Raw genomic sequence first — 12,867 nt, forward strand, 5'->3', positions numbered from 1 at the left:
ATCCTCATTGGGAGTAAGGTGTCTGGCTCGATTCGAGTCGATTTCTTACACCCAATGAGGAATTTTTGTAAATTTTTTCTCTGGACCCCCTTCTCCTATGCGTTTAGGCAAAGTCGTCAAATCAAATTCCCATTGTGACTACGTTGTGCAACTGGACGACACGATGGAGGTTGAGCACCCCCCTCAAGCAGATGATTATGGTTTCGGTACGTTTGTCAAACTCGAAGAACCGGATGTCAGGCATTGGGCAGTGGGTCTGGTGTATAACTCGCAGCTTTTTAACCCGATGTTCTTGAGCAATGGTCCCCGGTTATCAAGTGACCCTGACCCTTTGTTTGCGCCAGATTTGATTAATGAGACACGGACATTACTGGGGGTTGTACTGATTGGCTGCTTAAAGCAGGAACCTGATCGAACCTACGGCGTGCATGGTATTCCCCGGATTGTAGTTCCAGTTAACACGAAGGTGTTTCGCATGACCCCCGATGAAATTTATCAGTTTCATCTGAATTCAAGCGATCGCCCCCAATTCTCTTATTACAGTCATTTGCTGCAATTTGGTGGGAGTTTCGCGGCTCAGCTAACCCAACAGGTGCTTAAAGAACTGGCGGATAGCTCGTTATTTGGAGAGAGCGATCGCCGTGCGCTGGAGATTCTCTGTCGAGAGTTGTCCTGGAAAACGATGATGGGGGCGATGCGGTAGCGACTTCTCAACAAAAAACCGACAGATTCCATGCGGATGCTGTCGGCAAGTCGTGTGTTCCCTGTTGATGACTCGGCTAGAGTTGAGTCTCTTTTAGTATGGATTGGCTACTCAGGAGCGATCGCGATCGAAATCAATATACTTTGTGATTCTTATCACAGCATTTCTTAGCGCGGGAATGGCTGCGATTCGCATCAAGCTTTTGCTTCTAAAGCGGAGAACTGGTTCCGGATGTCCTCAATGCGGTTGCGATTTACTCCTAAATCAGATTGCCCTAAACGGGATGCTGAACGAACGTGAATGACACCATCAACAGGGCTGAGGTAAAACTCAACGTCATCTACAAACCCCATCAATGCGCTCGTGAACTCGGCGTACAGATAGTCATCAGTTTCAGAAATGATTTTGGTGCGCGGCATCGATTCAATTACGGACTTGAGAGTTGCCATCGCCTTTGTGGGTTCAGACTGATAAGTGAGGGGGGCGATCGCGTGTTCTTGATCGCTTGCCTCTAATTGACTATTGACGCAGTTGGGAGATGCAGGGCAAGCCGCTAACTTGCCGTCTTTGACCCCTAAATTGGTGGGTCGCTTTCCTGAAAACGAAAACAAAGTGGAGCCTCCTGAAGATGATGTGGCGATCGCAACGGTTGAAAGCGGTTCTGCTGCCACAGGGGTAATGGTGGTGAACCAGCAGAACACCATTAACACTCCGGTGAGCAGGTAAACGAGAGTGGGTCTAACCATGTATCGCCTCCAAATCGAGATATAAGGGGGGATTAGGCTTATATCAGCCCTATTTATTATCCTTTGCTCTGATGCAAAATGAGGCGGTTGCCTGCCGGATCATAAGCATAAATTTCGTCTCCATGGGAGGTGTGCATGATGGCTCCCGGTGGAGGATGGCCGAGGTGAGTCAAGTGGGCGATCGCCTCCTGCAAGTTTTCCACTTCGATGCAAAGACTCATGCTGCCACTAGAAGCTGCGGCAAATTCCGGTTGCTGACTCGCTTTTGGTTGAAAGATGCCTAACCGTAGTCCCGGCAGTTCAAACTCGCTGTAAACCTGTGGGATGGAAAAAGTCGGCTCACAATGGAGTACTTGCCGATAGAACTGAGCCAGTCGTCCGTCTACATCCGCAAGAGCAACAAAGACACGAGAATAGTGAAACGATTGAACCACGATTAGTCCTTATGCATGTCGGCAAAAGAAAGTTGTTGCCCTCCCTGCAATTCATAGAAGACTTGCTCCACATCGCCGCGTCGATACATTAAAGTGCGGTTAGTTCCACGTCCGACTTCTCGACAGGGAACTTCAGCTTTGGTCAGGCGCGATCGCCCCTCTTTCTGAGAACAATGCAACAGCTTAGCAGCATCCCTCAAGGGCAACCACTGCTTGGCAAAACGGGCTAACAGCAACTCATCTGGTTCGTTAGCGATCTCTGTCAACAGACGTTTTGCTAAAAGCCAACAGGCAAGCGTGTCAGCTTTAGCACGGTGAGAGGTTTCAACATTAAACTGAAAGTGACTGACCAGGTTGGGGAGACTGCGCGAAGGCAGATCCGGCAACATTAGCCGAGCCAAAATCACTGTACACAATTGCTCACTGACGGGACGAGCAAATTGAGTCCCCAAACGGGCATATTCAGTTTTAAGAAATGAGTAATCAAATTCGAGATTGTGAGCTGTCAGTGTGCTCACCGCCAACCTGGGCAAATAGGAGGGCAACACATCCCTTGCCGTTGGTGCAGCGTCTACCATGCGCTGAGAGATGCCTGTCACCTGCACAATTTTGGGTGGAATGAGAGTTTCTGGATTAATCAGATGGGCGTCGTGCCACAAAATACCGTCGCTCAGCGTGGCTTGCAGCACTGAGATCTCAGTCATGCGACTGTTGTAAGCCAGAGAACCTGTAGTCTCAACATCAACTACCGTCAACTGGGTTTGACTCAGCTGACGGTAGTTAATGAGTAGTTCAGTAGATAACATTCAACCGATCTACGACTGACTGGCGTCTTAAGCTTTGGGAGTTGCCGAAGTCTTGCGCTTGATCAGCTTAGGCTTCTCACTGGAGTGGGATGCCGATTCATCAGCAGGTTGTGGGTCTTCGTTGTAGCCCTGATCCATCCGCATCCAACTGGGGCGAGTCTGGTCGTGTGCCATCTGCAATGCAGCAGCGGCGATTGCTCTCAGGTCATACTCGTCGCTCAGATTTGCCACAATCGGCAGGAAGGAGGCTAACCGCTCGCCAGAGAGGGCTTCACGCACTTTAGCTTGCAACTTTTCCAGGTAGCGAGCTTCAATCTGAGCACGGGTGGGAATATTACCCCACTGGAGTCTCTGACGAATGTGCTGTTCGATGTCACGGAGTTTGCGCTTGTCAAGAGGATGAACCAGCGAAATCGCCGTTCCTTCTTTACCAGCACGCCCAGTTCGCCCAATGCGGTGAACATAGCTCTCAACGCTCTCAGGCAAGTCGTAGTTGATCACATGGGTGAGATCTTCGACGTGCAAGCCACGGGCTGCAATATCAGTAGCTACGACCCAACGCACTTGTCTCTGGCGGAAGCGCAGCAGTAGTCGTTCCCGCTGGGCCTGGCTCAAATCGCCGTGATATTCATCAACGCTGTGTCCTGCGGCTTGCAGTTGACGAGTTAACTCAGCCGCAGCTTTGCGAGTCCGAACAAAGATCAAAGCAGATTCTGGGTCTTCAAGTTCTAGAATCGGTTGTAAAGCTCTGGCTTTTGTCCAACCACGGGGCACCATGTAAGCAATCTGGTTAATTTTAGCGGGAGCCGCTTTAGGTTGCTCAACACTAACCGTGACGGGCGATCGCAAAAACTTAGTCGCCAGCTCTCGAATGGAAGGTTCCATCGTGGCAGAGAAAAAGGCAGTTTGACGCTCAGACGGAGCCTGGCTCAGAATCTTCTCAACATCTTGAATAAAGCCCATGTTGAGCATTTCATCGGCTTCGTCTAGCACGATCCAGCCCAGGCGGTCTAATTTCAAGTCGCCCCGCTTTAGCAAGTCGAGTACCCGACCGGGTGTACCCACAACAACTTGCACACCTCGATGCAGACGTTGAATTTGCATTTCGATCGACTGTCCGCCGTAAATCGGTAGAACATGTAGGCGACGATCTTCGTTAAATGAGCGAATCGCTTGATAAACCTGAATGGCTAGCTCACGAGTGGGAGTCAGGATCAGTGCCTGTACAGCGCGACTATTGAGGTCGATCTGCTCTAACATCGGCAGCGAGAAAGCCGCTGTTTTACCCGTTCCAGTCTGGGCTAACCCCACAACATCTCGCCCTGACAATAGGTGTGGAATGGCTTGTGCCTGAATCGGTGTTGGAGCTGTAAATCCAAGTTTCTCAAGATGGCGCAAACGGGCTTCTGATAAGCCTAAACTGTGGAATGAAAGGGTCATCGAGTCTCCTTAAAGTGAATTGATAGAGACACGATTAAACGCGCCTCTGGGTTGATTGTTAGTGGGGTCAGCAATCTGACCGTAAAGGTCATACACATCGGCAGCGTTAATCACCACCGGTACAAGCCTTCCAAGCGGAGCGTCGCCTTGAACGTACACCAGACCATCTACATCAGGTGCAAATCGCGGCGATCGCCCGATCAGTTCTCCTGTGTCTGGATGTTGTTGTTCAATCAGGACATCTACAACCTTGCCAACCTCTGCCTGATTTCGCTGCAATGAAATCGGTTGCTGCACCTGCATCAAGTGCGATCGCCGCTGATCCATAACGGCTTGCGGCAATTGGTTCGGTAGGTCATACGCCGGAGTGCCTTCCTCAGGGGAAAATGTAAACACGCCAACATGATCAAACTCGTGGCGTTGAACGAATTGCACTAGATGGTTAAAATGCGTATCCGTTTCGCCAGGGAAACCCACGATAAACGTTGTCCGAAGAACAGCTTGGGGAATGGCGGTTTTGATCCGCTCAATGATGCTGTCATTCACATGCCCCTGCCAGGGGCGATTCATCATCCTCAAAACTTCAGGATGCGAATGTTGCAGCGGTAGATCTAAGTAAGGCAAGACATTGGGAACGTCTTGGATCGCTTGCAGCACCTTAGGCGTTAACCCAGTGGGATAAGCATAGTGCATGCGAATCCAAGGAATATCAACCTCACCCAATGCCCGCAGTAGCTCTGCCAACTTAGGCTCACCATATAAGTCTAGCCCATAATTAGTAGTGATCTGGGAAATCAGAATAATCTCTTGTACCCCTTCACTGGCAAGTTGCTTTGCCTCAGTGACGATCGACTCGATCGAGCGCGATCGCTGTTTTCCTCGCAAATGAGGAATGATGCAAAACGCACAGCGATAGTCACAGCCCTCTGCCACTCGAAGGTAGGCGACCCCTTCGGTAGTGGTGCGATAGCGGGGAGTGACTTCATCTGCGATATAAACAGGTTCCGCAGAGATTTCTTTAACCCGCTCGCCTGATTCTACGCGCTGAATGACATCAACAATTTTGTGATAGTCGCCAGTACCTACAACAGCTACGGCTTCTGGCAACTCATCCAGCAATTCTTGCTGAAAGTGTTGAGCCATACACCCGGTAATTACAATCTTTTTCTGTGCCTCTGCTAACTCAACCAGAGTGCGAACCGATTCCTCCCGTGCTGATTGGATAAAGCTACAGGTATTGACGATGACATATTCTGCCAGTTCTTCGTTGGAATCTACTTGGTAGCCTGCCTGTACCAGCAGACCCAGCATATGTTCAGTATCAACTCGATTCTTTTCGCAGCCTAGATGAGAGACAGCGACGGTCGGCTTATTGCCCATGCAGTTTCGTCGTGTGTGAGTGAATTAGAGAGTCGTCGATAATGCAGTGGAGCGATCGCATCATTAACGGAATGGTCTTCTACTTCCTCATCCGTTGAAACCCAACAGATACCGTCAACTGCAATCGCGAAGTGGTTGCCTTACTATCTTAACGCAAGTTTGCATAACATATCTACACAATTTACACCTTGCTTTAATTTTGTGCTTTTCAGCCCTGCTACTCCATCTTCTCCCTCGCCACCCCTCTGTCACCCATTGCTGTTAAAGTAAGTTTAGGGATGGTGGAGTGATTCCATTCCAATCTTTCCTTAACTGTGCCGAGTCCGAATTTTAGAAACGTGGACTTAAATCAAATTTTCAAGACCGATCATCCTGTTATTGGCGTTGTTCATTTGCTACCGTTGCCCACTGCTCCACGTTGGGGGGGTAGTCTCAAGGCTGTCATTGACAGAGCAGAACAGGAAGCCACTGCCCTTGCGTCTGGTGGGGTAGATGGCATTATTGTAGAAAATTTTTTTGATGCTCCCTTTGCCAAAGATTGTGTTGACCCTGCTGTGGTTAGTACGATGAGCCTGGTGGTAGAAAGGCTAAAGCATCTAGTTACGTTGCCGATTGGGGTTAATGTGCTGCGAAATGATGCTCGCAGCGCGATGGCGATCGCCACCTGCACGCAAGCCCAGTTCATTCGAGTCAATGTTTTGACGGGTGTGATGGCAACTGACCAGGGCTTAATTGAAGGGCAGGCTCACGAGTTGCTGCGCTATCGTCGGGAGTTGGGCAGCGATGTCAAGATTTTTGCGGATGTTTTGGTTAAACATGCTCGTCCGTTGGGGTCACCGAATCTAACCACCGCTGTTCAAGAAACGATTGAGCGTGGGTTGGCGGATGCCGTGATTTTGTCGGGATGGGCGACGGGTAGCCCTCCCAGTCTAGAAGATCTGGAGTTAGCGACTGCGGCTGCTAATGGGACTCCTGTCTTTATTGGCAGTGGGGCGGATTGGGAGAATATTTCGACGTTGATTCAAGCGGCGGATGGGGCGATCGTCTCCAGTTCTCTCAAACGACGAGGACGCATTGAGCAACCGATTGACCCGATTCGGGTTAGCCAGTTTGTTGAGGCAATGCGGCGTAGCCTGGTGGCAAAGACTCAGACCAATTCTGTGTCGTCAGTAGCGGTTTCCTCGTTCTCAGAGTAAAGGTTAACCCCGTAAATGTTAACTCTCGATCCACTCTGGATAAATTCGAGCCAAAATAGAGACGTCCATCTGAGTTGGGTTAATGCCCTCTTCATCGAGACACTTTTGTTATTAGACCTTACGTTGAACTAGCCACTGCTAAATCTATGAGCCGTCGCCGTCAAACTCCCTGGATTCACCGCAATTCTCGCTACCTGATTGGGGCGATCGCCATCTTGGGAGCGATTAACACTGCCTATATCACGGCTACAAAGCTGTTAGGTGCTGAAACAGCCTGCCCAACCAGCGGGTGTGAGCAAGTTCTGTCGAGCGAATATGCCTACATTCTGGGTATCCCCCTGTCGCTCTTTGGGCTGCTGGCATACATTGGAATGGCAGTGTTTGCCCTCGCTCCATTGGCTGTCAAAGGGGAGAACAATCAAGAGCTACGCCGAAACCTGGATAATTGGACGTGGCTACTTTTGTTCGCTGGTGCGACAGCCATGATGGTCTTTAGTGCCTATTTGATGTACATCATGGCGACTCAGTTTGTCGCGGTTTATGGCATCAATAGCATCTGTATTTACTGTATTGTGTCTGCGATTTTTGCGACGACCCTGTTTATCCTCACGTTGATTGGGCGATCGTGGGAGGATATTGGTCAACTTGTCCTCACTTTCTTCTTAGTGGGGATGGTGGTTTTAGTGGGGTCGTTGGGTGTGTACGCCAATGCAGGTCTTTCTTCTGCGCAAACCGATCCCTCAGCACCTGGACAAACGGGTCCAGCGGTTACAACCACATCGGGACAAGCCGAACTGGCACTGGCTCGTCACTTAAAACAGGTGGGAGCAAAAATGTATGGGGCTTACTGGTGCCCGCATTGCCATGACCAAAAGCAACTGTTTGGGGCAGAGGCAGTGCGCGAGATCACTTACATTGAGTGTGATCCCAGTGGGCGCGATCCCAAGCCTGAGATTTGCCAAAGTGTTGCCCAAAAGGTTGAACAAGCTACTGGAGAACGGTTTGGATTTCCCAGTTGGGAGATCAATGGACAGTTTTATTTGGGGACGCAATCGTTGGATCAGTTGGCGGATGCCTCTGGCTATCAAGGACCGCGCAACTTCCAAAACTAACTCCCTTACCTCAAGAATCACGAATTGATTAAACCGCAATTCTATATGGGGACATGGCATACCATGTCCCTATTGTTTTGCTAGGGGGTTTTCTGGAGGGGTAATCCGTAGCCCAAAATAGGTGAGCACGAGTAATTCATCACCTGTGTTCACGACTTCGTGAGTTTCACCTGGCTCTACAGCAATGCAGGTGCCTGGTGTGATGGTATTGCCGTTCCGTCAATCCGGATGATCCCCGTCCCTGATTCCACAAAAAAGACTTCACACATATCGTGGTGGGCGTGAGCTGAGGCAACTTGCCCTGGTGCAAAATAGGCTTGAGAGAAATTGGTGAGGTGTGGCAAATCGTGCGATCGCAACATCACCTTTTTGTGGATGGCGGGATTGTGAGATACCTGCTCTGTGGGCAGGTTTTCCAGAGAGATTAGTTTCATATGGAAACTGAAGAGTTGATCAGGACAGGTTGCAGGGGTGGAACCCCCGACTGAGGGCACACAGCCTCTACGCCCCCTGGTCTTATAGCTTTGGTCAGAAAGCTTAAGGCAAAGGCAATGGCTCAAACCCTGATGCTGGGCAAGCTTCCTGACTCACCCCCGCCCCATTGAATTGGCTACGGTTATAACTGTCTCGACAGTTGCTATAGGACAGGGTTAGAGGCTTTATAAGTTGATCCCCAGCTTCTGAGCGAGAAACTGGAGATCTGCCTAAAGTTCATTCAATACTATGGCACAGCCTCCTGTGATTAGGGAGAGCTGAGGTGTGCCAACCACGCTTCCACATCAACTGCCAATTTTTGACCCAATCTCAGGAGGGCATGAAGTTGTTCTAGATTCCATGTGACCTCTGAGCTGACTTGAATGGGAGGTACAGCCTCTGGCTTGCCCTTGAGTAACGCTTGGTTGAGAGGCGAGTGAGCCGCCAGTTGGGGCAAAATTTGTGTGTGTAGATTTTTGATGTAGAGTTCTTGAGCGCGTGCCAGTGATGGATTGAGATGAAGTTGCTGTCCCAGATCCACTAACCGCTCTAGCATGCTCACGGTGAAGTGGGTTACGTTTGCATCTGATGCGTGCAACACCTGCCAGAGCAACCGTAGCACCAATTGCTCTAGAATCTGACGCATTTGCGGTTGTTTGAGTTGACAGCGTAGATGGTGAACTTCGGTGGCGATCGCCTCTAACTCAGTGATGTGCCCCAAACAAAGTTGAGGATGGCTGACGGGGAGATCGCTTGTTTCACGATCGAGAGCCTGCAAAGAGGTCAACGCCCGATGACCAATGGCGATCTCAGCGGCAACCTGTAACTCCTGTGGCACATCTAACTCATCCCGATGAAACGCCATCAGGATGCCATAGTTGTCTCGGTAAACCTGGGTATACAGCTGATCCAAGCGTGTCAGCGTCTCCTGGCTAAGCAATCGCATAATGCGATGGCGTTCCTCTGCGAACAGGTTTTGCAAACTATACGACTGATCCCCAAAGGTGCGGCTCATGGTCAATATCACCTGAGCTGCACTGCCAGAACGTAACGTTTCCGCTAAGGACTCCTTTAACTGGGTGTAGGCTCTGCGCCCTTCAAAGGGTTGAATGCAACAATGGAAATCCCAACCCCCTAAGTGCAATACAGCGAATACGAGATTGGCACTTTCGCGAGTAATTTCAGAAGTGAGTTGCACCTGCCCGATCGCCAGAGTCAACGCGCCCAGACGTTGCAGTTGATAATCCAACTGATGAGCGGTGTAACAGTAGACGCGCTGTTCCGCTGCGTAGGAGGTAAACAGCGAACTAATGGCGTAGTGAGCAGCAACCTGATTGAGATTAATTTGGGCTGGGATCACGAGTTGTCGATAAACCTCAGCCCCCGATGGGAAGAAGTCTACATTGCTGGGGATCGCTGCCAATCGCTTGATAAAGGCTTTTTCAAGCTGAACTCCAGCGACATCGCCTGCCAGTTCCAATGCACGAGCCGCATATCGGAGAATTTGAGTTCCTTCTGGACGAGAGACTTCATCAAAGAACCAACCGCAACTGGTATACATCAGCAGGGTATGGCGTTGCATCTCTAACAACCGCAGAGCATCTACCCGTTCAGCGGCATTTAATTTGTGGGTTTGGTGAGCGGACAGGAACCGATTGATGGTTGTCACGCTGCGATCGCCCACGACCTGGATATATTCATCACGGGCACACCAGGGATCGGTAAAGAACTTGCGTCCCCCCTCCTCGTAGACTTTTACCAGTTGATCCCGCAGCCAATCAAGACTATCCCGCAGGGGTCGCCGCCACTTTTGATGCCATAGCCCGCCACCGCCGCAACCGCAATTATCTTGCCAGCGATCGACTCCATGAGAGCAACTCCATGCGGTAACAGGCTTAAGTTCCACTTCCCAAGTAGGCGAGTTAAGACTGAGATAGTGAGCGTAGTTCGTCACTGTCCAACCCCGTCTAGCAAACTCGTTTGTAAAGGCGTAGGCTAACGCTTTCTCGGTGCCACCTTTGTGGTGCCCAAATGTTTCTCCATCGGTGGCAATCGAGATCAGTTGGGCTGAGCGGCGATCGCCCCTGACGGCTTGCCCAATGCGCCCTGCGAGATGCTGTGAACTGCTGAGCACATCATTGAAGCCCATATCGCGGGAGATGGGACCATCGTAGAAAAAGATATCGACGTAATCCTGATTGGGATCGCCTCCTGGCAAGAAACAGCGATAAGGCTGCACGGGATCAATCTGACCGCCCCCTACTTCTAGCCATTGAGGATTGGGTTGAGCTTCGGTGGGGATCATGCGACATCGCTGCGCCTGAGAGGGAGCCAGAATGATAAAGCGAATGCCCTCATCCACTAAAACTTTGAGCGTGGCATAGTCAACCGCCGTTTCTGCTAACCACATGCCTTCGGGATCACGCCCAAACCGAGAACGGAAATCAGCTTTGCCCCACCGCACCTGAGTGTACTTGTCACGCTCGTTCGCGAGCGGCATGATGATGTGGTTGTAGACCTGAGCGATCGCATTTCCGTGTCCATTGAGTCGCTCACAACTCTTGCGATCAGCTTCCAAAATGCGCTGATAAACCTCAACATCGTAGTGTTCCAGCCAACTCATCAAAGTTGGACCAATGTTAAAGCTGAGGTATTCAAAGTTGTTAACGATGCTAATCAATTCACCGCGATCGTTCAAAACGCGAGCAAAAGCATTGGGACGATAACATTCGTGGTGAATGCGCTCATTCCAATTGTGAAATGGAGCCGCACTTGGCTGCCGCTCAATCGCGTTGAGATAGGGGTTTTCGCGAGGGGGTTGGTAGAAATGCCCGTGGATCGTGACATAAACCCCTTTTGCCACCTTTAAGGGATCATCAACTGAGCGGGGATCAACAGCGGTTGTTTGGGCTGATGAGGGATGCATCGGTAGCATTGCCTCTAAACCGCCAGTTAGCACTGCTTTACCCGTCAAAGGTGCAGCAGAAGATTCTAAATGTTCAGAACTCATGGAGTGATTCGATCCAAGTAAAGAGTGAATGTGGGGATCAATAAACCGGGGATCAATTGAGTGGAGATCAAGCAAGAATGACTATTACACGCGATCGCCAACTCAATTAGGAATGCATCAAACAATGAATATTGGGTTGGAACAATGATTAAAACAATTGCTTTGTAATCTCAAATCAGCAATTGTGATCAACTGTGAAATGTTTTCACCAGACGTATCAGGAATCAGGAAAAAAGATTATGGTGCGATGCAATCAGTCTCAACGTAGCTCAAATTCAAAATTTGAAATAACCGCCAAAACGTTGAGATTACCGGGGATCGCTCCATCTTTAGAATGATTTTGAATCACAATTCTTAGATGGGATCTTGTTAAACAATCTGTGGATTGCCGTCTTCAAACGACGTTCATTATGGGCTGTATTCTAACCTAAACTGCTTCATCCCTGCCAGATAATGAAATTGACACTTCGCAACAAAACACTTCAATTCTTATGTTCCCCTCATAGTTTGTTGCATGAAGCATCTAAGTACCGCGCACACTCGGATCGCCTACACTGAGAAGTATGTCAATCATCACTGTTGCAAACCTCAGCAAAGCGTATCCGGTCGCCATTAAAGAACCGGGTATTAAGGGTACGCTGACTCACTTTTTCCGGCGCACCTACCGTTCGATCTCAGCGGTTCAAGATGTTTCGTTCACGATCGACGCAGGTGAAATAGTTGGGTTCCTGGGACCCAACGGTGCCGGAAAAACCACCACATTAAAGATGCTAACGGGGTTAATTCATCCCAGCCAGGGCAATGTGACTGTTGCTGGACACATCCCATTTCGACGTGATCCCGCTTTTCTCAAAAAAATCACCCTGGTGATGGGGCAAAAACAACAACTCCTCTGGGATCTGCCTGCGCTCGACTCACTGCGAATTAATGCAGCCGTTTACAACATTACCGATGCAGAGTTTCGTAATCGAGTTGGCGAACTGGCTGAGATGCTTTCATTGCAGGAGAAGTTGACCCAACCCGTGCGTAAGCTATCGCTCGGTGAGCGGATGAAAGCCGAACTGCTGGCTGCGCTGATTCACCATCCTCAGGTGTTGTTTCTAGATGAACCAACTCTGGGGCTTGATGTCAACGCACAGGTTAGCGTCCGCGAATTTTTGCGGGAATATAACCAGCGGTATCAAGCGACCGTATTACTGACCAGCCACTATATGGCAGATATCACGGCACTCTGTCAGCGGGTGTTGATGATTCATCAAGGACGATTGATCTATGACGGCAGCTTAGAGGGCTTGTTGGATCGCTTTGCTCCCTGTCGCGAGATCACCGTTGAACTGGCACGGGTGCGATCGCCCCTCGATTTACAGGCATACGGTGATTTACAGTCGGTTGATGGTCGAGTTGCACACTTCATCGTTCCTCAAGAGAAACTGACCCAAACGATCGCTCACCTGCTTGCCAATCTGGAAGTCGTGGACATGACGGTGACGGATCCCCCAGTGGAAGATGTGATTGGACGTGTGTTCCAGGCAGGGGTGGTGTCGTGAATCGCTTGATACAAAATGT

At 50.0% G+C, this 12,867-nt stretch carries 11 protein-coding genes; 4 read left to right on the plus strand and 7 right to left on the minus strand.

Annotation, left to right across the window (positions count from 1 at the left end; genetic code table 11):
* The first annotated feature begins 97 nt into the window (after positions 1–97).
* Complete coding sequence (locus H6G89_RS22930; protein ID WP_190510763.1) at positions 98–703, plus strand: hypothetical protein; 606 nt, start codon at positions 98–100, stop codon at positions 701–703.
* 194 nt (positions 704–897) lie between these two features.
* Here the strand turns inward: H6G89_RS22930 and H6G89_RS22935 are convergent, their stop codons facing one another.
* The 5 genes from H6G89_RS22935 to rimO are packed head-to-tail and all read right to left on the minus strand — an operon-like array spanning position 898 to position 5,509.
* Positions 898–1,449 (minus strand): DUF1499 domain-containing protein, encoded by a 552-nt coding sequence (locus H6G89_RS22935; protein ID WP_242060085.1) that lies wholly within the window; start codon positions 1,447–1,449, stop codon positions 898–900.
* A gap of 56 nt (positions 1,450–1,505) precedes the next feature.
* On the minus strand, positions 1,506–1,883 hold the full coding sequence (locus H6G89_RS22940; protein WP_190510765.1) for a VOC family protein: 378 nt from the start codon (positions 1,881–1,883) through the stop codon (positions 1,506–1,508).
* A gap of 2 nt (positions 1,884–1,885) precedes the next feature.
* The gene (locus H6G89_RS22945; RefSeq protein ID WP_190510767.1) at positions 1,886–2,689 is read right to left on the minus strand and encodes a 3'-5' exonuclease; all 804 of its coding nucleotides are present in this window, start codon (positions 2,687–2,689) and stop codon (positions 1,886–1,888) included.
* 27 nt (positions 2,690–2,716) lie between these two features.
* On the minus strand, positions 2,717–4,129 hold the full coding sequence (locus H6G89_RS22950; RefSeq protein WP_190510769.1) for a DEAD/DEAH box helicase: 1,413 nt from the start codon (positions 4,127–4,129) through the stop codon (positions 2,717–2,719).
* 9 nt (positions 4,130–4,138) lie between these two features.
* Entirely contained in the window at positions 4,139–5,509 is a 1,371-nt protein-coding gene (gene rimO, locus H6G89_RS22955) for a 30S ribosomal protein S12 methylthiotransferase RimO (protein ID WP_190510770.1), read from the minus strand.
* A 338-nt stretch (positions 5,510–5,847) separates the two neighbouring features.
* On the opposite strand from rimO, the gene btpA reads away from it, so the two are divergent.
* Both btpA and H6G89_RS22965 read left to right on the plus strand, forming a co-directional pair.
* The gene (gene btpA, locus H6G89_RS22960) at positions 5,848–6,705 is read left to right on the plus strand and encodes a photosystem I biogenesis protein BtpA (RefSeq protein ID WP_190510982.1); all 858 of its coding nucleotides are present in this window, start codon (positions 5,848–5,850) and stop codon (positions 6,703–6,705) included.
* Between the two features lie 146 nt (positions 6,706–6,851).
* The gene (locus H6G89_RS22965; protein ID WP_190510773.1) at positions 6,852–7,817 is read left to right on the plus strand and encodes a vitamin K epoxide reductase family protein; all 966 of its coding nucleotides are present in this window, start codon (positions 6,852–6,854) and stop codon (positions 7,815–7,817) included.
* A 176-nt stretch (positions 7,818–7,993) separates the two neighbouring features.
* Here the strand turns inward: H6G89_RS22965 and H6G89_RS22970 are convergent, their stop codons facing one another.
* Both H6G89_RS22970 and H6G89_RS22975 read right to left on the minus strand, forming a co-directional pair.
* Positions 7,994–8,251 (minus strand): cupin domain-containing protein, encoded by a 258-nt coding sequence (locus H6G89_RS22970; RefSeq protein ID WP_242060086.1) that lies wholly within the window; start codon positions 8,249–8,251, stop codon positions 7,994–7,996.
* Between the two features lie 308 nt (positions 8,252–8,559).
* Positions 8,560–11,217 (minus strand): DUF3536 domain-containing protein, encoded by a 2,658-nt coding sequence (locus H6G89_RS22975; RefSeq protein WP_375539705.1) that lies wholly within the window; start codon positions 11,215–11,217, stop codon positions 8,560–8,562.
* Positions 11,218–11,864: 647 nt separating this feature from the next.
* On the opposite strand from H6G89_RS22975, the gene H6G89_RS22980 reads away from it, so the two are divergent.
* Positions 11,865–12,848: an ABC transporter ATP-binding protein gene (locus H6G89_RS22980; protein WP_190510776.1), complete on the plus strand. Its 984-nt coding sequence runs from the start codon at positions 11,865–11,867 to the stop codon at positions 12,846–12,848.
* Positions 12,849–12,867 lie beyond the last annotated feature (19 nt).

Source organism: Oscillatoria sp. FACHB-1407, assembly GCF_014697545.1.
Lineage (GTDB): Bacteria > Cyanobacteriota > Cyanobacteriia > Elainellales > Elainellaceae > FACHB-1407.